The sequence below is a fragment of the Oceanobacillus alkalisoli genome (assembly GCF_022213125.1).
GTDB classification, from domain to species: Bacteria; Bacillota; Bacilli; order Bacillales; family Amphibacillaceae; genus Oceanobacillus; species Oceanobacillus alkalisoli.
Map to the genome: position 1 here is coordinate 84087 of NZ_JAKNRA010000012.1, position 22282 is coordinate 106368.

Genomic DNA, 22282 nt, shown 5'->3' on the forward strand with positions numbered 1-22282 from the left:
TTCCTTCCACCCCTTTAATTACTAGTTATTAAGTTGAGCTGAAATACCTTCTAATTCCTCCAGCGATAGCCCCTTATATGAAAAATCTGTAGCTGTTTGCTGTTGACTTTCCTGATTTAAGCAATGATCAATGCACAGTTCAATCTTTTCAAGCAGAACGTTAGCAAATGCAATTATTGTTTCCTCGTTGAAGCGACGTTGTGCATAACCGATATTCACTCGTAATTGCTCATGGATAATGAAACAATTGATATCTAGTTCATATGGCGATACGATACTTCCCCCTGAAGTCTCTCCAAATGAAATATCCGATAATGTAAATAAATCAGTATTCACTTCCCGATCAAACTGTCCTAAATAATTAAAGCTAATAGCCGGTCGGCCGTTATATTTCGGATTGACCTTTCTTTCAGGATTTAAATGCTTTTGGTTTAAATAGTCATTACTGTTTGGTGTAATCCGTCGTAAATTATCCTTATTTTCAATGATGGATGATTCGATATTATTTTGATCTGTCACAAGCTGGAACGGAAATATACTTGTAAACCAACCAATCGTTCTACTTACATCGATCCCATTTAAGCTGTTGTCTCTTCCATGACTCTCTAGAGCTATTATTATATCCTCTTCTCCAAAGTGAGCTTCGGCAGCAAGCCCTAGTGCTGTCATTAAAATCTCGTTCGGTTTTGTATTGAAAGCAGAATTTGCTTCATTTAGGAGTAGTCCTGTTTTCTCCTTTTCCAATTCGAAACCCTTTCTTCCCACTTCTACGTGCTTTCCTGTATTGTTCTTACCTGGCCATTTCATATTCTCCCAATAGGCAGTCGCAGGATTATCTACGTCTTCCTGGGCAATACGCGATATCTCGTTAGACCACTCAGCAAACGACGCGGTTCGTCTTGGCAATAAAACTTCTTGATTATTTAACTTTTTATCATATACAAAATAGAAATCCTCCAGCAAAATCCGGAACGATAAGCCATCGATGATTAAATGATGAATAGCAAATAGTAAATGATCCCCATCATCCGTTTTGAATAAGGCTACCCGTACCAATGGACCGTCGTAAATATTTAAGGAAGCTTGCAATTGATTTGATGTCTCGGTTATTTTTCCTTCTACATTTTGTATTCCAGTGAATTCATAAACATCGAAATCGTACTGTCCTTCCTCAAAAGCTCTAATGGTTGCCTGAATTGCTTGATCATCTTTTTTAAAAATGGTGCGTAAATTATCATGATGTTCCATAATTTTTTCAAATGATTGTTCAATCAAAGTCTGCTCGAAACCGTCCTTGCTATAGATCATAATTGCTTGATTATAATGATGTGGTTCATTTCCCTCCAAGAACTCTTGGAAAAATTCGTGTTGAATCGGAGTTAAAGCGTAACTTCCTTCCCGCATACCTACATCATCTATAGTCTCACTCTTATGAACGTAATCTTTAAAGACTTCAATTGTTGGATAGCTTAATAGATGTTGCACATTTGCTTCATAACCACGGTTCCTTAATTGCGAAATAATTTGAATCGCTTTAATCGAGTCGCCACCTATTTCATAGAAGTTATCATCTATATTGATAGTTTCTTTATGAAGAACATCCTGCCAAGTTGTGATCAATAAGTTTCCTAGATCATCTTCTGCTTTCCTTCCGGATTGATTCCCTTCTTTAAGGGTCTCCTTGAGCTTATGTTTATCGACCTTTCCATTATGGTTAAGCGGGATTGAATCCACTGCTTTGAAGATGGAAGGAACCATGTAAGTTGGGAGCATTCGTGCCAATTCTTTTCGCAAACGATTATTAGATATTGAGCTATCCGCGACATAATAGGCGATAATACTTTTTTCGTCATCTTCATTTGCATCGACCTCTATGATAGACTCTTCCACACCTGAAATACGATTCAATTGTGACTGGATTTCACCTAATTCAATCCGGTATCCCCTTACGCTTACTTGAAAGTCTTTTCTCCCGATATATTCCAGTTCGCCATTTAGCAAATATCGTCCCAAGTCACCAGATTTATAAACCTTTCCGATATACTTGTCATTCGTATGTACAAATTTCTCGTTCGTTAATACTTCATTATTTAAATAACCTCTTGCCAAGCCGCTTCCACTGACACAGATTTCTCCAACTACACCTGGCGGAACCGGTTCATTTTCTTCATTTAAAATAAATACGTTTAACGTAGATATTGGTACACCAATATTTGAATACCCATTTTCCATATCTTCCATTGTAAGAGGCTTATAGGTAACATGAACAGTTGTCTCCGTAATCCCATACATATTAACTAGCTTTACTTCTGGGTATTTCTGATGGAAGGAAATCAGCTTTTCAGGTGATAATGCCTCCCCACCAAAAATAATATATCGTAGTGAATTCATCCGCTTATTGATAAAACGATCCTCTTTTATAAATTGATAGAATGAATGCGGTGTCTGATTAAATACAGTTACTTGATGCTTGTTCAAGTAATACCATAAGTCTTTGTGGTTTATGGTCATTTCCTTAGGGATGATTACCAATTCGGCTCCATTTACAAGCGCACCAAAGACTTCCCATACCGAGAAATCAAAGCAATGGGAATGGAACATGGACCATACATCATTCGCATGAAAGTCAAATTCAAATCGGTCATTGGAAAGTAACCGAACGACATTTCGATGTTCAATCATGACACCTTTTGGCTTCCCTGTAGACCCGGAAGTAAACATCACATAAGCTAAATCATCAGGTTGTAGCTTGACATCTAAGTCAGTTTCTAATTGGCCTGAGACGGAATTTGAAGCAAGGTTAATGATCTCAGCAGCAGTTGATAGATTCGAATTGTTAGTTGCAATTAAAAAGCGCATATCACTTTCTTCACAAATGAGCCCGGTTCGCTCGGCAGGATGCGTTGGATCTAGCGGTACATATGCAGCTCCTGCTTTCAGTACTCCTAAAATGCTAATCATTAACTCTATAGATCGATCCATGTAGATTCCGACTAATTCATCTGTCTTTACCTCTTTTTCCTTTAAGTAATGAGCTAATTGATTCGATTTCTGATTTAATTCCTCGTACGTTATTCTTTCACCCCCATCAATAATTGCATTTTTATTGGGATATTTTTCTACAGCATTCAAAAAGAGATCAGGTATTGTCGATTGTTTATTATAATTCGCATCCAAACGCTGCATATTATATACTATCTCTTTCTCTGCTTCACCTAATAAATCAATTTCGCTAATTAACAGATCCGGCTTTTCGAGTGCTGCAGCTAACACCTTTTTAAAATAGCCGGTGATTAGCCGTACTTGCGGTTCTTTAAGGGAAGAGTCATAGGTAAGATTGATTTCAATCTCCGGATGAAAAGATAAGGTAAATAAATAGCCAATCCTGCTATTACGATAGAGAATATTCATATGATGATCCAAGGTACAGGCAATATTCGAAATACGCCCCAGCATTTCATCGATTTCTTCCCCAAATAAATCCTTGAACGGAAACTCCCCATTTTGATATACATGTTTTAGTTCCGTTTTAGCTCGATTTAACAAATCACGAAAAGAATCACTGTGATCTATATCCAAAATAAAAGGGATATTGCAACCGGCTTTATCCGGGATAATTGTTGTATGTACTTTCTTTTGCTGATACTTAAATAACAACGTGTGAACGACCGTAAGCACGACGACATAAGCTGCCAATTCGTTATTATTACTCACACGCTTTAACTGATTTTTTTCTTGTTCAGATAAATCTACAGTCAATCGATTTCGCTGAGTCGATGGCTGATGCGGATAATAGTCAAAACTAGTAAAGTCTTCGATTATTGCTAGTTTTTCTTTCCAAAAACGAAATCCTTTCTCGTGTTCTGGATGTTTTATAAGAAAATTGGTGTTCAAATTCCTTCCTGCCTCCTGTCTCCATCAATCGGAATTAAATTTCTTTTGTCTCGATGTTTCTAGTGAAACAACTAAGATTATTGTCTGCCCCTACTAAAGTTATACAGTAGTAGGAGCGGACAATTGATATTACAAGAATGTGGTTAAAATTCAAATGATAGATCTATTTCTTCTTTTTTCTCTTCTTTTTTCTCTTCTTTTTCCTTCATTAAAGCGAGATCCATCATAGCAATATCTTCTGGTTGCAACATCTGTTCCAAGATGGTTAAATATTGTTCGACAAGTACTTCAATTGTCGATTCATTAAATAAATCTCTCCTGTACTCAAAAATAAGTTCTGTTAATTGCTTATTTCGATTTTCAATAGCTGCAATTGTTAGATTGAATTTTGCTGTATTGGTTTGAACTGGTGCAACCTCTGATGTGAAATCCCCTATTTGTAAAGTCACATCCTGCTCATTCTGGTAAACAAACATGACTTCAAATAAATTATGATTTTGTAATGGTTGTCTTATTTCCGGATGATTGATTAATTCCTCATACGGATAATCCGAATTCTCGATAGAAGTTAAAAACTTCTCTTTTACACGCTTAACATATTGTGTAGCTGTTTCTTCTCTAATGGGCTTCATTTGAATAGCGAGCGTGTTAATAAACAATCCAAGCATGCCATTCGTATCTGGATGATTTCTTCCTGAAACAGGAGTACCAATAACTGGAGTACCGGTTACGGAATACTTATCCAATAGTGCAGACATAGCTGCAAGCAAGACGATATACTTCGTCGTACCATATTCCTGTGTAAACTCCGTCAGCTGTTGATTCAGTAGTGCCGGGACACGTACTTTCAACTGCTCGCCATTTGGAGTGTTTGGTATGATCGAGGCTTCATCCTTGTCATATGGCAAACTTTTAACTAAATGAATATCTTTGAATTCATGTAACCAATATGCTTCCTGCCTCTGAAGAATTGGAGAAGCTAGCAACTCATTTTGCCATGCTATAAAATCTATATAATCCAAGTCTTTCAGATGATTGGTTGGTTGCCTCGTCTCGTTTAAGTGATAAAGATTTACAAACTCTTTCACGAACTGATTCATAGAAATACCATCCAAAATAATATGTGGCATATCTAAAAACAGATAATCAGATCCATTTTTATTTTTGATAATTATTGCTCGTAATAAAGGCTCTTCACTTAAATCAAATGGCTGAACCAACTGTTGAATTTCAAAATCCTCTTGATTTGTTGCATCAATAATTGGTACTTCTAATGGTACTGAATCTTCGACCTTCAACCATACTTCCCCATCTTCTAACTTGAAATTACTTCTTAAAATCCGATGTCTTCCCCACTGTTTATTCAATGTCTCTTTAACTTTTATTGGATCTATCCCGTTCCAATTCAAAGTAATCGGCATATTATACGTAATGCCCACCGGATTTGTAGCATGGTTTACATACATTCTCTTTTGCGATGACGATGCTACATGCCATTCTTGCTGTGCTACTTTTGGAATTGGTTGATAGATTTTATTGCTTTTTTGTTTCTTAATTTCATTCGCGATCCCTTGTAACGTTTGTTGTCTAAAGATATCTGCTACTTCCAATTTCACACCAAATTTCTTTGCAATTTCATTCAATAAATAAATAGAGAGTAATGAATTTCCGCCAATTGCAAAAAAGTTCTGCCTTATAGAGATGTGATCCAATTTCAGCACTTTTCTTACAAGGTGAAGCAATAACTCTTCTTCATCGGTTAAATCAAAATCTATATCGGTCATGTCCTTATGGTCAATATCTCCCATACTCCGTAACCTCTTCCGATCTACCTTCCCATTATTTGTTAGTGGGATATGATCGACAAATATATAAACGGATGGGATCATGTATGCTGGTAGATAGATTGACAATTGTGCTTTCATGTCTTCTATTTCTATCTCTTCCTCACTGACGATATAAGCAACAAGATCAACTGCTCCGCTTGAAAAGCTCTGAACCAATACTACTGCATCTTTCACCTGAAGCATTTCGAGCAATTGAGATTCGATTTCTTCCAACTCAATTCGGTAACCTCTAACTTTCACTTGTGTATCTTTTCTTCCTAAATATTCAAATGCTCCGTTCCCATTCACTCTTCCGTAATCACCGGTCCGGTATAATTCGATATCTAATCGTTCATTGTAAATAAAGCTTTCTTTTGTTTTTTCCGGATTGTTTAAATAACCATCCGCAACTTGAATTCCTCCAATATAAATCTCGCCAATTGCTCCTGCAGGCAGAATATTTTTATATTCATCGAGAATATATATCTTCGTATTTTGAATTGGATATCCAATTTGGACCGTGCTTTTCGTTTCATCAGCTTCCCCATATTGATGGACAATACAACCGATTGTAGCTTCCGTAGGACCATACTCATTAAAAATTCGAATCCCCGGATACTTTTCACTTATACTTTGACAGAGCGCAGCCGGTAATGCTTCTCCACCAACGATTATGCTGTGAATATGATTCGTAAATTTAGGGTATTGATTTAAAATCCGCAAATGGGCAGGAGTTAATTTCACAATATCTAATCGCTCATTCTCAAATATTTTACGAACAAATTCATCATCAGATTCTGGATAAATGGTTAAACTACTACCTGTTAACAATGGGATAAATACGGATGTTATCGTTAAATCAAAAGAAATAGAAGTGAATAACGACATATTCCATTTTGGACCATATTGTTTAATTGACCAATCGAGATAGTTAATTAGCCCACTCTCTTTAATCTTTACTCCTTTCGGATTCCCAGTTGACCCAGATGTGTATAGAATATAAACTAATTCATCCAATTCGCGCCTTGTCGCGACAAGTTTTCTTCCTGCATATTCCTTCAAATCGACAATGTCCATAGCAATTGTCTGTTCGGTTGAAAGCCACGCTTCATTATATTCCGATTTCGTAATAACGAAAGAGGCATCACTATCATGAATCATGTAGGTTTTCCGCTCTTTTGGATAACTAACATCTATCGGAATGAAGATAGCTCCCAATTTCAAGACACTTAATACGGAGACGATGTAATCAATCGAACGCCCCAATACGATGGCTATTTTCGTTCCTTTCTCAACGCCTTTAGATTGCAGCATGTTTGATACATTCTCTACTTTGCTCCAAAGTTCTCGATACGTTAGTTCGACATTTCCTTCAACCAGTGCCATTTGTTCAGGTGTATTCTTAACTTGTCTTTTCAAGCGTTCAATAATTGATAATTCCTCTATTTTCGTAGCTGTTGCATTTAATTGATCTAACACATTAGCAGGACTTGATGTCATCGTCAGCTCTGACAGACGGTTCACATAACTTAATTGCTGTCCTATGGCTATAAAACTTGATAAGAAGTAAGACATTGTTTGTTCAGCAAATAAGTCAGCAGCATAGGTCAAGATAAGTTCACCATTTCCATCTGCAGAATAGTTCATTTCCAGTGTCATGTCGAACTTTTCTGTTTGATGGTCAACCAATACTTGTGTTGATTCTAAATCATTAAATTTGATTGAATCATAGTTCGTATAGTTCATAGCAAACATGACATCAAAAAGCGGATTCCTTTCATTTTCCCTCGTCAGTTGTAATTGACTTACAATTTCTTCAAAGGGATAATTCTGATGATCAATCGCACGCGTTATTTTCTGTTTCGTCTGTGATAGATACTGTTCAGTTTTTTGATTCCAATCCACATCTAGCTTGATTGGTAATGTATTTACGAACATACCCGCCACATCACTTAAGGCTGTTTGGAACCTGCCATCCGCTGGTGTTCCGATTACAATTTCGTTTTGATTAGCAAATTTACTTAAGGTCATTCCAAAAATACTCATCATCACCATATAGAGTGTAGAATCGGTTTGGACAGCCAAATTATTTAATTGTTTCAGTAATAATTCTTCTAACTGGATGCTAATTTTCTTTCCTCGGTAGCTTTTCTCACTACTTCTTTCGTAATCCGTCGGGAAGTTCAAAACAGCTTGACTTCCATCAAACTCATTCAGCCAATAAGCCTCATCCTTAAGCCAATTTTCTGATTGGGCATAGGTTTGTTGCCATTCGGCGTAATCTTTGTATTGATAACGAGATAACTCAAGTACTTCTCCGTTATACATCGATGCTAATTCTTCGTAGAGTAGCTGAATCGTCTTCCCATCCGATGCAATATGATGCGCTTCAATAAACAGTACATATTGATCATCAGCTTCTTTGAACAACTTCGCTCGAATGACTTCTCCACCACCTAAGTCAAATGGTTCCATCCATTGCTCCAATGAATCAACCTGTTTTTCTAACATTTCTATCTGTTCAAAACGAACTGCATGTCGACCCTTTTTAATCACTTTATACGGTCCATCGTCACTCAAATGATAGGATGTCTGCAATGCTTCATGGCGCTCTATAAATTTCTTAAACGCACTCTGCAATGCTTCAATATCCACTTGACCTTTCAAACGAATCGCAGTTGGTATATTGTAAGCAACCTCTGACGGATTAGCGAGCCACAGGAGATACATGCTTTTTTCCGCATATGACAATGAATATTGGTTTTTCTCCTCAGCCTTATTCAACACCCATTGCTGTTCCTTATTTTTCTTTTCTAGAATTCTAGCACTCATTTCTTTCAAAACTGGATTTTCTAATATGTCTTTTATTGTAAACTCTACATTCCAGTCGTTGCTGATCTGTTCAGCTAAGATTGCTGCTTTTAAAGAATGACCACCCGCCTGGAAATAATGGTCATCTCTTGTTATCGAAGGAACACTTAAATTCTCTTCCCACATACGAGCAAGCAGCTCTTCCTCCCGCGATTCAAAGCCGACTTTTAAGTCATCTAAAGACTCTGGTGATACGTTTTTCGGAAGTTTGGATGTATCTATTTTTCCATTTTGGTTTAATGGCAATTTATCTAAGAAATGGATAGAGCCTGGTATCATATAAGACGGCAAGTGATGAGCAAGTTCTCTTGTCATAAACCTTCTATCTGCAACAACATATGCAGCAAGTTGAACATCATTTTTATTCCCATCTTTTAACGAGGTGACATACACTTCCCGAACGCCATCTATATTAGCGATAACTTGTTCAATTTCTGAAAGTTCAATCCGGTAGCCACGGATTTTTACTTGCTTATCAATCCGATCAAGAAAGACTAGATCTCCCTCTGAATTAATAACTACCAAATCCCCTGTTCGATATAATTTCTCATCGGAATGAAATGGACTTTGGACAAAAACCTGCTCATTCATATCTGCCAGATTTACATATCCTTGGGCAAGCCCATCACCACCGACATACAACTCACCTGGTATTGTTGGAGGGCATAGTTGATAGTCCTCATTTAATACATATAGCTGCGTATTAGAAATTGCCTTCCCAATCGGTACAGTAAAGGAGCTTCTTAGTTCATGATTCACAGGATAATAGCTACTGTATACCGTTCCTTCTGTTGGTCCGTATACATGAATTAAGCGATCTCGTCCTAGAGATTGGAATGCTTTATCCACATGCCTTAAAGATACCCTTTCTCCCCCGAACAGAATTTTGTTTGTAATACTTCCCAAAATATCTATTCTTGTTTCTACAATCGTATTAAATAAGGCCGTTGTCATAAAAGAGATGGTGACACCATTATTCCGAATGACTTCTGCTAATTTTTTTAAATGGATTGTATCCTCTTTAGTTATTAATGTTAGCGCTGCTCCATTCAATAAAGCTCCATAAATATCGAATACTGAACCATCAAATGCATAGTTTGAGAGTTGCAATAAATTATCCTCAGGCGTAATATCGATAAAATTTTGATTCCTTACAAGCCGGTTCACATTATAGTGAGAGATGATGACACCTTTTGGTTTACCTGTAGATCCAGACGTATACATGATATAAATTGGCTGATTAGCATTAAGTTGCTCTGCTTGTTTTTTTAGTAATGGTGCTGGAGAGTTTGAATAATCCTCATCAATTGAGATGAATGGTATCCCCGTCTGTACTGCGGTTTGCTCTTGATTACCATCCGTAAGTATTAACTCACAATTTGCATCTTTTAATATGTACCTCCTTCTTTCGTTCGGTAGCTCAGGATCAATTGGCACATATGTACATCCCGCTTTCAATGTACCTATTAAAGAGGCAATCATTGTTATAGATTCCTCCATGCAGACGGCTACTCTTGCTCCTATTGGAATATTCCTTTCTACAATCTCCGCACCAATATGATTCGCGTAATTATTCAATTCCTGGTAAGTAATTTTTCTCCCAGACTCATGGATCGCAATTTTATCAGGGTGAAGCTGAACTTGCTGTTCAAATATTACTTCTGTTCGAGTGCTATTCGGGTAATCTGAAGGAACATCATTTAGAATGTCCTTAAATGCTACTGGTGATTGTTTTAAAGCAATGTCTTTCACCTGGACTTTTTCATCGCTAAGAACAGATACAACAATATTGCTATAGATTTCAAGTAAATAATCAATCGTTCGCTCATCATATAATGCGTCTGAATAAGAAATTTCAAATTCCAATTCGTCTTCTAATTCATTCACTTGAAACGTTAATTGGAAGCGTTCAACAGCATGCTCAAGCGGAACATCATGAATTACAGTTTTCTTCAATTGCAGATGACTCTTCGCGTTTTCATTCCAGACAAACACGGTATCAATAAGCGGTGTTCCATTATTTTGTCCGCTTAAGTTTAGATCTCTTACCAGTTCATCAAATGAATAATCTTTATGATTTAGCGATTCTAATAGGCGCCCTTTCACAGATTGAAGAAGCTCCATAAATTCCATCTTATTGTATACAGCATCTCGATGTACAAGCGTGTTGACAAACATACCCGTCATTTCTTGCGTCTCTGGCAGACTCCTTCCATTTACTGGTATACCAACAACTACTTCTTCTTCATTCGCCCATTTGGATAATAAAACCTCATAGCAAGTTAATAAATACATATACATAGATACATCTAATGAACTTGCAGTTGATTTAAGTTTTTCGTATTGGGAGCGATTCAGTGTAATCTTTCTACTATCTCCTGAGAAATCTTCTCGTCCTGCACGATGGTAATCCACAGGTAATTTAAATATCGGCAATTTGTCTTGAAATTCATTCAACCAATATGTCTTTTGCCTTTGATATTCATCCGATTGTTTAAACTGTTCTTCCCACACCGCATAATCTTGATATTGAAGCTCTAATTTTTCGGTAAACTCATCATTATAAATTGCTGACAACTCTATCAATAATTGCTCTACGGTGAATGCATCCGAAATAATATGATGCATATCCATCAATAAAACATTTTCGGTCTCGCTCATTTTTAACACATAGATCCGCATCAACGATTCCTTGTGTAAATCAAACGGCTCAACGAGTGACGCAAGCAGTTCATCGGTTAACTCTTCTTTTTTTATTTCAAATAATTTTATATTCACCTTTTGCTCAGATGGATCTGCAATTTTCCTTTTTAGTTCCCCATCGATAATTTGATAGGTAGAACGTAATATATCATGCCGTGCTGCCAAGTGTTGTAAACTCATTCTCAATTGTTCAAGATTGAACTCACCTTCGATTCGGAAAGCCCCCGGCATATTGTAAGCTACCGATTGTTTGTCAAACTCCCAAAGCGTGAACATTCTTTGCTCTGCAGAAGTAACTGGATAATACATTTTCTTCTCGGTAGGTTGAATGATCTGCTGAGTTGCTGCGTCTAAGTCTAAGGTTTCGATAAACTTCGCAAGCAACTCAATGGTTGGGAAATTAAAAATATCACGTATTGTTAAATTTATTCCTAATATACGATTAATTTGGACGGTAAGATAAGAGGCATTCAAGGAATGACCACCAATATCGAAGAAGTTATCATCAATATCTACCGTAGTTAATTTTAGTTCTTGCTTCCAAATATCTGCCAACTTCTCTTCTAAGACATTCATTGACTTGCTTATACTTTCCGCTTGATTATTCTCTGTTTCCACCCTTATTTGTGCAAGAACTTCCCTGTCCACCTTACCATTAGAGGTAAGTGGAACTTCATCAATTGCGACATATCGAGCTGGAATCATGTATTCTGGTAGTCGTTCAGCAAGTTGTTTCCGGATTTCAAACGGATTGATCTCCTGATTCGATATAACATAGGCACATAAACTATTGTTTTCACTTTTATCTAAGTAGTTAAGAACGACACAATCCTTCATGAATTCCAACCGCAGTATTTCTCTTTCTATCTCCCCGAGTTCTACACGATAGCCTCTTATTTTCACTTGAAAATCTTTTCTTCCGATATATTCTATATCTCCACTTGGGAGAATTCTTCCTAAGTCTCCAGAACGATACATCTTTTGCCCAATCTTGAATGGATTCGGTACAAAAACAGCTTCAGTTAATTCCGGTTTATTTAAGTATCCTTTTGCGACTCCTGCCCCGGTCACACAAATTTCTCCAATAATTCCTTGTGGCTGCATTTGCAACTGATTATTCATAATATAAACGTCTAGTGGGGGTAGAGGTTCCCCAGCATTGGAAATATTTCGTTCAATATCCTCCATTGTTAATTGCTTATAAGTTACATGTACCGTCGTCTCGGTAATTCCATACATATTGATTAATTCAATATTCGGATATTTTTGCTTCCATGCTTTCAGTTTAATTGGTTTCAGTGCTTCCCCACCGAAAACAACATATCTTAACTGATAGTCTTTGCTGCCACCTGTCTGGTCTTCACGCATTAAATTGTAGAAGGCTGATGGCGTTTGACTAAGAACCGTCACCTTTTTATTGACTAACAATTCGATGAATCCAGCTGGGTCAACTGTAGCTTCTTCTGGTATAATTACTAATTTTCCACCGTACAAGAAGGCGCCATACATTTCCCAAACGGAGAAATCAAAACTATAAGAATGAAACATCGTCCATACATCCTGATTTGTTATCGTGAATGGATGTGGCTGATGCATCATCAACTGGACGACATTTTCGTGGGAAATCATAACCCCTTTCGGATTTCCTGTGGAACCAGAGGTATAAATGATGTAAGCGAGGTCACTCGTTCTATTCCTGGATACAATATTTTCCGTATCCAAATGCTGAATGTGGTCATCATGGATATTCAGTATTTCACCAGAAAATTCGACATTCGCTTGCATCCAGGACAAGTTATCTGCTGTTGCAAGCATATACCTTGTCGCACTATCTTCAAGCATGTAATTTATTCGCTCAATCGGGAAAGATGTATGAATCGGTAAATAAGCAGCTCCCACTTTCAATACAGCTAATATGGAGACAATCATTTCAGTTGATGGTTCCATGTAGAGCGATATAATATCATTCTTTTTCACTTGTTTCATTCGTAAATAACTCGCTAATTGGTTAGCCCGTTCATTCAATTCTTGATATGTAATTTCTTGTCCATCTGCTTCAATTGCAATAGAAGCAGGATATGTGCTTACTTGCTCTTCGAATATTTCATGGATCAACTTATTTGGATAATAAGTATCGTGATTGTCTTTCGTTAATTTTTTAATTTCGTTTTCATTTAAAATATCTATTCTTTCGAGACGTTCTGCTTCATTGTTCAATAGATTCTCAATCATTTGTCCGAGGTAATTATTCATTTTTTCAATATCATCTGTTGTAAAAACCTCTGTCAAATAATCGTAATCTATTTCAATTTCACCTGTGTTTTCTCGATCATTTATATGTAATGCCAATGTATTGATTGACTGACCATTAAAAAGCCATTCCGGTTCATAATACGGAAATGCTGCATTATCTAATGATGAGTTTTGATAAGAAACCATCACATCATATAATTTCTCTGGTGTATCATTCTTTTTATGTATGTCATTCATTAATAAATGATGGGGATATTTTTGGTGACGCAACAAAGATAAAAACTTCTTATGCATCGAATTATTTAAATTTAGAAAAGTTGTTTCTTCCTCTAATTGAACCCGAATAGGAATTGAATTAATAAACATCCCAACCATATTTTTTTCCCGTTTAGAAGTTCGATTCAAGATTGCCGTACCGAGCATAAAATCTTGATTGGATGTAAGCTTATATAAATAAGTGGAAATACTTGAAATGAAAAATGTAAGTACGGATACTTCTGCCTTTTCACAAAACTGATGGATTTGATTCGTCATCTCTTTACTGAGCGTAAAGGATGAGCGCTTCGCATCTGCGTTCCCTTGTTGCTTCTTTCCCATTCCATCGAATAATTTTACCTTTGGTAGATCGGATAGTTCTCCCATCCAGAAATCCTTATCTTTCTGAAATCGTTTGGATTCTAAATACTTTTTTTCCCTTTCCAAAAACTCCACATAAGAAGTCTCTGGTACGGAATAATTCTCGTTATTCATTAAATCGATGTAATTACTTTGCACATGATTAACGATTAATGTCATTGTCCAAGCATCCGATATGATATGGTTTAGGCGGAAATAATAGCCATTTCTTCCATCTGGATGCGTATATATTGCAAACAAATATAAAGGGTCGTCTAAGATATCCAGATTCTCTTCATTCATTTCTTTCAGCCAAGCATTATAGCCCGTTTCATTATGAAGGAAATTCTTCGTAATGATATGGGGGTTGTGATCTTCTTCTATGTACTGAAAAACTTCATTATCTTTTTGAATTAACTTTAGATGGAATGCATCCTGTTCTTCAATCAATTGTTCAATTGCCTGATGTAACATAATTGGATTCATTTCGGAATGAAAGATAACATTTCCGATTATATTATTTACCGAACTTTTTTCGTAAAAGTTTTGAATATCATAAATATCCTTTTGCGGATAGGATAAAGTATATAATTCGTTATTGGTCATTGATTCTTCAATCCTCTTTTCCTCTATCGCTGCACGATGATATTAGTTAAGAAAAAGTAATCTCGGTGTTCCGTTTTTCATATTGCGCTAAGGTATGTTCCATATATGCTACTAACTCCTGCATATTTTGATTTAAATAAAAATGATCTCCTGAATAATAATGGATAGCCGCGGAGCGATCCGTGTAATTTCTCCATTGTTCGATCTCCCCTAGGTCAAAACGGTCGTCCTTCCCATTTAAAATACTGATCGGACAAGCTACTTTTGTTCCCTTTTCTTTAAACTCGTACTCTTCCACAATTTTAAAATCACTACGAATGATCGGTAGGAAATAATCTAACAGTTCTTTATTATCCACTAACTCTTGGGGCGTCCCCCCAAGGTTCACTACTTCTTCCATTAATTCTTCATCAGTTAGTTGTGTAATATTTCGTCGCTTCCTTTCCAAATGAGGTGGTTTCACCCCGGAAAGGAAGAGATGTACTGGTGGTTTCTCGTTATTTTCAAGTAATTTGTAGTAAAGTTCATAAGCAATCAAACCGCCCATACTATGGCCAAAAAAAGCATAAGGGCTATCTGTAGATACTTGGTCAACTCGAAGTAATTCATAAATATCCTGAACCGCCTCACTTATACTGCTGTATAATGGTTCCGCAATCCTTCTTCCTCTTCCAGATAACTCTATTGGCTCCACTTCAACCTGTGAGTTAAACCTCTGTTTCCAGGACATGTAATAATTTGAATTTCCGCCTGCAAACGGGAATAGATATAATTTCATCTTTCTCTCCTCCTTCTAAACTATTTTTGTATTAACTGCCTGATTTCCTCAATAATTAATTCAGGTTCCTCATGATGAACCGAATGATTACTCGTTTCCACCCATATTTGTTTTGCATTGCCGGACCATTCTGGTAGCGTTTCTTGAGATTCAACCCATCCATCCATTGGATTATCTTTAGCAGATATAACAACTAGTGGAATGTTTCCTAAGTGATTCCCTTCGCTTACAAGCTCACCATTCGCCGAGATTTTTTCTCGTTCCGCAATCATCGTATCGTTCCACATTTTATTTAATGAGAAATCTAATGCCATATCGTTAAGCTCCTCTGGTAAATCTTTCGGTTGAACAAAGTTAGCTTTAACAGAATCGACGTTACTTAAAAGCCTAAATAATCCAGAACGATTCAACAATTTGGTAACTGATATCGAGAAAGGGACAGCGTTTTCCATCTGTGCCGCATATTCGGGATGAACGCCGTCTATTAACACAACACCATCTACTTTTTCAGGATGCTTCTCAGCAAAATGAAAGATTTCAAGAGCCGCTATGGAATGCCCAACAAGAATAAACGATTGATTTGACGTAGCTTCTGATAGCACTTTGCTCATTTCTGTTGTGATGTTTTCAACTGAGCGCTCGCTATCCGGTGAATCTGACCAGCCATAGCCCGGCCGTTCATAAACAATCGTTTCCGTGAAAGCACTCAACTCATTTTGTAAATGATACATATCTATGTATGGAGAAGTTGTTCCATTTCCTGCACTGAATAAAACTGTTTGTTCCCCTGCTCCCTTTTTTACGTAATGAATCTTTACTCCCTCATGGTTCACAAAGTCTCCGACGGGCTCATAATTTTCCATTGCATCACCTCTTGCATTTTCATTTATAAATCCAAACAATAAAAGTAAGATAAATAATCCAATAAATATACTTATGACTTTAATAAATTTACTTTTAAAAATAGGCTGCACCTCTTTTTTAGAAATCATTTCCAAATTTCAGTTCAATTATAGGAGTAAGTAGATTCACGTGTCAACATCTTTTTATTAATTTTCTGTAAATTTTTAATTAAATAGTATTTTCAGCTTACAAAAAACAAATGTTAAAAATTGAATTGAAAATAAACAACCAGTACTTTAGTCATTATTATTCCATAATTATAATTTTTAGGAAAAATTAATAGTCAGAGGAAGTTGCTTATGATAACATGAATCTTGCATTTAGAAACATGCTCATATTCCGTTCATTAGTTATATTCTGTTGGGAGGATCATCCATGTCAAAACCAATCATTGCAGTTAATAACTTGGTAAAAACCTTTGGATTAGGTGATGTTAAATTCCAGGCAATTAAAAATTTGAATTTCACAATTAACCGTAACGACTTCATCGTCATGGTAGGGCCTAGTGGAAGTGGAAAATCGACCTTGCTCAATATATTAAGCGGGCTTGAAGTTGCAGATGAAGGAAATGTACGCTACGAGGAAACGGATATTAACCACCTTTCTAGCGCGAACCGAACGAAATTCAGAAAGAATAACATTGGATACGTTTTTCAAAAGTACTTATTACTGTCTAATTTAACAGCAGCAGAAAATATCGCTGTAGGAGTAAATAATAAAGAGGATTTGGATAAGATTCCCGATTTATTGGAGAGATTCGGTTTAGAAGAACATCAACATAAACTCCCCTCTGAATTATCAGGAGGTCAGCAGCAAAGGGTTTCAATTCTTCGAGCGTTAATTAAAAAGCCGAAAGTGTTAATTTGCGATGAACCAACCGGTGCACTTGACCAACATTCAAGTAAAGAAGTTCTCAAAGTAATTCAGCAATTTCATGAAGAAACAGATATGACAATCATTATGGTAACCCATGATAACAAAATCCCTCTTATCGGTAATCGTATAATAGAAATAAAAGATGGAGAAATAAAAAATGTTATAGAACAACAACCAAAAAAAGTGAAAGAGATTGATTGGTAAGATGAAGATAATTAGGAAACAAATACGGAAATCAATACTAGCCAAAAAATTCCAACTGCTCTCTGTTTTTTTATTAACCATCTTACTTGCTACGGTATTTAACTATCTTATTGGCGGGATGACCGTTGTACAGGAAACATATGAGAATCAAATGAAGCATTCTCAAGTAGAGGACTTTCGAATGCTGCCAACCCTAGAATTAGAAGATCATGCGGAGGAGATAATCGAAGAGTACCAAATCAGCTCAGAAGATCTCGAAAGCCATTCTTTGATGGAGTTAATCGATGAATACCAGGTTTCACTTGCTGATTATGATAAACCAATCATGGACTCACTTGCACAACAATATGGATTTGACTACCAGCTTTATGAAGAAAGCATCATCAAAGAAAATGACATACTTTATTTCTTCACTCCATATCAAGAAGACATTAGCAATTTCACGATTGTAGAAGGGGCTTCTCCTAATAAACGCGAGGTATCCTTAACGTTTCAGTATGCTGAACAAGAAAATATTAATATCAGCGACACAATTGATATTTTAGGCTCTACTTATACGGTCAGTGGATTGCACACAGGTCCATTACATAATTTCTTATATTCTAATCAATATTCCGATAGTATCATGCTTACTTCTAACTTAGGTGTCCTTATGAATGAGGATGATTTCGAGAATTTGGACAGCCGGAATAAATCATATGTCTATTTAGGTAAGTTATATGATGCAGTAGTCGGGGAGGATACTTTACAAACAATCGAAAATGATCCAGAAACCGATCAATTCCTCTATCCTGAAGATGTAGCTAGCATTAGTAATATTGAGAATGACATTAGCACTAACACGTATCTTGGTATTGTTGCTGTTACTATTCTATTTATTACAATCATCGTCATTCTCATCATCCTGATTCGAAATTTACTCGACCAATTAGATCCTGATTTCGGAATCCTGCTAGCTATCGGTAAACAGAGAAGAACGATCATTTTCGGATTTGACTTTTATATTTTATTATTACTGTTCGCTATTATGATCGGCTCATTCCTTGGTATTCAACTACAGCAGCAGACGTTCACGCAAATGCAATTAACATACAATCTGCAGCAATTTCTTCCTTATGATTTAATATATGCTTTGTTATTTGGAGTCCTATTTATCGTGATAATGACAGGAACCATCCTATTATTTGTTATAAGGAAGTTGAATGTAAATCCATTAGAAATGATCAACAGTGTCAGTACAAAGAAACAGCATACTGCTGTTTTAAAAACAATCAAAAAGTGGAATGCCTTCCGCCCATTCACTCAACGATTCAAATTGTCATTCACTTATAAAAATATATACTTTTTATTTACGCTCGTATTCTCTATTCTTATCGTATTTAATTTATTCTTACTCGGTTTAAATTTAATTACATCGAACCAAACGAGTTATGAAACATATCAAGACAGCATTCATTATGACACAATGGATATTCAGGCGAGTATACAGCGAGATGACAATGATTTAAATCATATCGGCTATAGTGGAAACTATTCCCTGGAATCGACCGACAATGACACGACTGAAGAAGCGATTCAAATTCTAGCGGTAAAAGATAATAATCCTTATTTTGATTCTATCGAACAAGGAGCAATTATTTTAAATAAAAAATTGGCACATGATTTCGGCATTGAAACCGACGATTCGGTAACGATAAATTTCAATGGGAATGAAGTTACTTTTCATGACATTATCATTAATGATCAAGCGCTTGATTCAAATAATTATATGAATTTAGAGCAGTTGTGGGAAGTTGAATCAGACCTAGAGGAAGGATCTTATAATCTCACTTTCAATGAGCCAACTGGATCAGAGGTATTGTATTCTACGGAAAAAGAAGATGAAATTCATTTTCTGGATGAGAGCATTATGCAAATGAATGTATTGATTGTGGTTTTATTTATAGCAACTACTCTCATTTCCTTTATTCTATTAATATTGATTGCCAATTTAATGGTGAATGAGAATACGGAGGCGATCCAAACTCTGCATTTATTAGGGTACAATTTCCGCCGCATCTTTCATTTATCAACCGATGTATTCAAGTTACCTATTGTATTGTCCGTAGTCTTAGCATTAGCAATACATCCATGGATCATTCAATTAATGGAACGAATTATCAATATGAATAACTCGACTATTTTCATTGAGATTAATACTTCAATTTCCACGATTATTATAAGTGTCATTATCATTTTAGTAATCTATTACATCGCTTTTATATGGAATTATCTTTTCCATATTAATAAAATAAAGAAATCATAAAGATAGACGGCAATAATCCCAGAAGCAAGGTCTTATTGCCGTCTATTTTTACATCTTATTTCACCAATTTCTCTAAATCCTTCGCGACTTTGTCACTAACCGCTCCCTTACCACCAAAGATGGACAAATTTGAAAGCTTCTTACTTGTAATAAAATTAGCTACTACATCAGGTACCCGCTGATGAACGAGCAAAATAGATGAGTTGTTTTTTGCCGCAAGTACAGCACCGGTTAAAGCATCGGCGTAGTTCGTACCAGTAGCTACATATATGTTCTTCGTATCAATATTAGATTGTTTATTAATAGCTATATTTGTTTCGTAACGATCCTTCCCACTCCAGCGGGTTGAATTTGGTAGCTGGCCTTTCACTTTTTCTGATACTACGGCCTGACCGCCCACTACAATCGTACGTTTAGTACCTACTCCCACCACCACTTCCCCCCCTTACAGATCGCTTGAAGTGGGGGCTTCTCGACTTATCGTTGCTTTTAACAGCCAACGAAAACGGACCGAGCTATCCCTCTTGTTCCAAGAGTTTTTATTGCTTATGATAACGCTAATAAACGTATCCCTTCATTTTTGATATTGATTGCCACATTACAGTCACGAACTGCCACATAGCCGCAGGAACAACGGTAGGTGCGTTCAGATAGTTTCATCAATTTTTCTGCACCACTGATTGAGTCAAGTACTTGTGGGAGTTTTTTAAGTCCCTTATTTTATACTGTTTTCGTCCAGTGCTTTGTTAGCGTTATCAAGCCTATATTGCTTTAAAATGTTTGAGTTCTTCTATTTTTTAAATTCCGCGCAAGCCTTTCAATGCTGCCGTAATCGGCTTCCCAATCGCTTGGTTAAGGTAACCTAAGTTACTGCGTGTTGCTTCCGCAGCGCTGTCTCTGAGCTTCTCAACGAAGTGTTTTGGCGGTTTTTCCGCCTTAGGTTCCTGCTTCAGTTCTTGTGTCTGTTCCAGGATGCCGTGCAGTGTTTTAATTGCCAAGTTGTCTTTCAGGGCGACCATCACATTGATGAATTTACCAAGCCCTTCCTTACTCCAACTGCGACCATTCTTCAGTCTTTTGGCAAACACACTCATGGTTCCCTCTGCACTTCCCATTGGACGGAAGTACGTTGTATCTATGCCTTTTTTCTCCAGCTTTTTGCGATAATCTCCTAATGCCTCTGGATACTGGGAAAGTTGTGCGATTAACTCTTCCAACCGTTCTTCTTTCTTTTCATTTACAAGCGTACCTACCGCACTATTTAATTCCGCCATAAAACCCTCCAAATCGTATGCTGCCAACTTTTTTCGAACCGACGGTATCTGGAGTGTTCACGGAAAATGCGCTGCACATCACGCGCCACATGAAAAGACAACTTGGAAATTAAAACACTGCACGGCATCCTGGGACAGACACAAGAACGGAAAAAAATAAACTGCGAAGTAAGAGTCGTACGCTCTCTCACTTACACAGTTGTAACTGCTAAACTAGACTCAACAGTTTATTTTACACTCCCTAATGATAATGATTTCCTTTACATAAAGGACAGTTTTGGATTAAAGTACATAAACCCAATTGCTAGCCAAGAAGACTTAATAAATTATAAAAATTCATTATATTTATAACTTCCTAACACTATGTCTAAAACCAATCCACGTTCACGTTGTTCTTACCACCTCAATCTCTACTAAAGCTACTATTATTTACCCTCTCCATAGTTATTTTTCATCAAGTATTTTTTCTCTAAGTACTGACCCCGGACTACTATTGTAGGTAATTTATTTATTCATCAACAATTAATTACAAGCCTAACGTAGCCTTTAACTCCCCCCTTAAGTGTGTGTTCAAAAAGAATCTGCCTAAATTAATTCATAACCAAACTTTTTAAAAATGGGTATCCCATTAACGGGGAATTGCTTTTTTGCGCTTTTTTAGCAAATAATCCCATTTTTTTATAAAAGTATTAAGTATAAATGACCTATCACTTGGTTCAGCCGATTATCCTAATTTCAAATACAACGGTACCACTGGACAGTGATTAATAACGTAATCCTAGTTTACTCAATAAGTGAGAAACAAAAGAAGATTCGTATTAGGGCTTGTTATTCTGATATGACTGGTTTTGCTTTACAAACCTTTTACGGTGAATATGATCCTTTATTAACTAATTAAGGAACACAAGGAAGGTAGAGGTCACTGAAAAAGCCTGTTCACAGAGAAGAGGCTGGGACATAACTAGCCAAAAATAATAAAAAAAAGAATCCAAGTCATTAAAATGCGGCTTGGATTCTTTTTTGATAGAGATTTATCATCGTTATTTATTTTTTGGAGTTTTTGGCGGTGAACTTCCTCAAGTTCACCGCCATTAATGCAAAGGCTAATTCATTTGTCGCCTTTTGTTTTCCTCGAACGGAAAAACGAGTGAAACCTAAATTAGCCTTCAAAAAT

Annotated in this window: 7 protein-coding genes and 2 pseudogenes; 2 read left to right on the top strand and 7 right to left on the bottom strand. The window is 36.5% G+C overall.

The annotated features are described in order from the left end of the window. Positions 1-21: 21 nt before the first annotated feature. The 4 genes from L3V42_RS14215 to L3V42_RS14230 all read right to left on the bottom strand — a co-directional run bounded on the left by L3V42_RS14215 (position 22) and on the right by L3V42_RS14230 (position 16409). A complete protein-coding gene (locus L3V42_RS14215; protein ID WP_238472267.1) occupies positions 22-3894 on the bottom strand; it encodes a non-ribosomal peptide synthetase in 3873 nt (1290 codons plus the stop codon). A gap of 143 nt (positions 3895-4037) precedes the next feature. Further along, on the bottom strand, positions 4038-14768 hold the full coding sequence (locus tag L3V42_RS14220) for a non-ribosomal peptide synthetase (RefSeq protein ID WP_238472268.1): 10731 nt from the start codon (positions 14766-14768) through the stop codon (positions 4038-4040). A gap of 46 nt (positions 14769-14814) precedes the next feature. Further along, the gene (locus L3V42_RS14225; protein ID WP_235762266.1) at positions 14815-15546 is read right to left on the bottom strand and encodes a thioesterase II family protein; all 732 of its coding nucleotides are present in this window, start codon (positions 15544-15546) and stop codon (positions 14815-14817) included. Positions 15547-15566: 20 nt separating this feature from the next. After that, positions 15567-16409: an alpha/beta fold hydrolase gene (locus L3V42_RS14230; protein WP_235762267.1), complete on the bottom strand. Its 843-nt coding sequence runs from the start codon at positions 16407-16409 to the stop codon at positions 15567-15569. Between the two features lie 415 nt (positions 16410-16824). On the opposite strand from L3V42_RS14230, the gene L3V42_RS14235 reads away from it, so the two are divergent. Both L3V42_RS14235 and L3V42_RS14240 read left to right on the top strand, forming a co-directional pair. Next, positions 16825-17529, top strand: coding sequence for an ABC transporter ATP-binding protein (locus L3V42_RS14235; protein WP_235762268.1), 705 nt, complete (start codon positions 16825-16827; stop codon positions 17527-17529). A 1-nt stretch (position 17530) separates the two neighbouring features. Then, a complete protein-coding gene (locus tag L3V42_RS14240) occupies positions 17531-19834 on the top strand; it encodes an ABC transporter permease family protein (RefSeq protein ID WP_238472269.1) in 2304 nt (767 codons plus the stop codon). 55 nt (positions 19835-19889) lie between these two features. Here L3V42_RS14240 and L3V42_RS14245 read toward each other — a convergent pair whose 3' ends face one another. The 3 genes and pseudogenes from L3V42_RS14245 to L3V42_RS18660 form a co-directional block, all read right to left on the bottom strand. Next, the gene (locus tag L3V42_RS14245; RefSeq protein ID WP_238472270.1) at positions 19890-20264 is read right to left on the bottom strand and encodes a cell wall-binding repeat-containing protein; all 375 of its coding nucleotides are present in this window, start codon (positions 20262-20264) and stop codon (positions 19890-19892) included. 116 nt (positions 20265-20380) lie between these two features. Beyond that, positions 20381-20518, bottom strand: a pseudogene (locus tag L3V42_RS14250) (RNA-guided endonuclease TnpB family protein); the annotation flags it as partial. Positions 20519-20873: 355 nt separating this feature from the next. Continuing rightward, positions 20874-21108, bottom strand: a pseudogene (locus L3V42_RS18660) (UPF0236 family transposase-like protein); the annotation flags it as partial. Positions 21109-22282: the final 1174 nt, after the last annotated feature.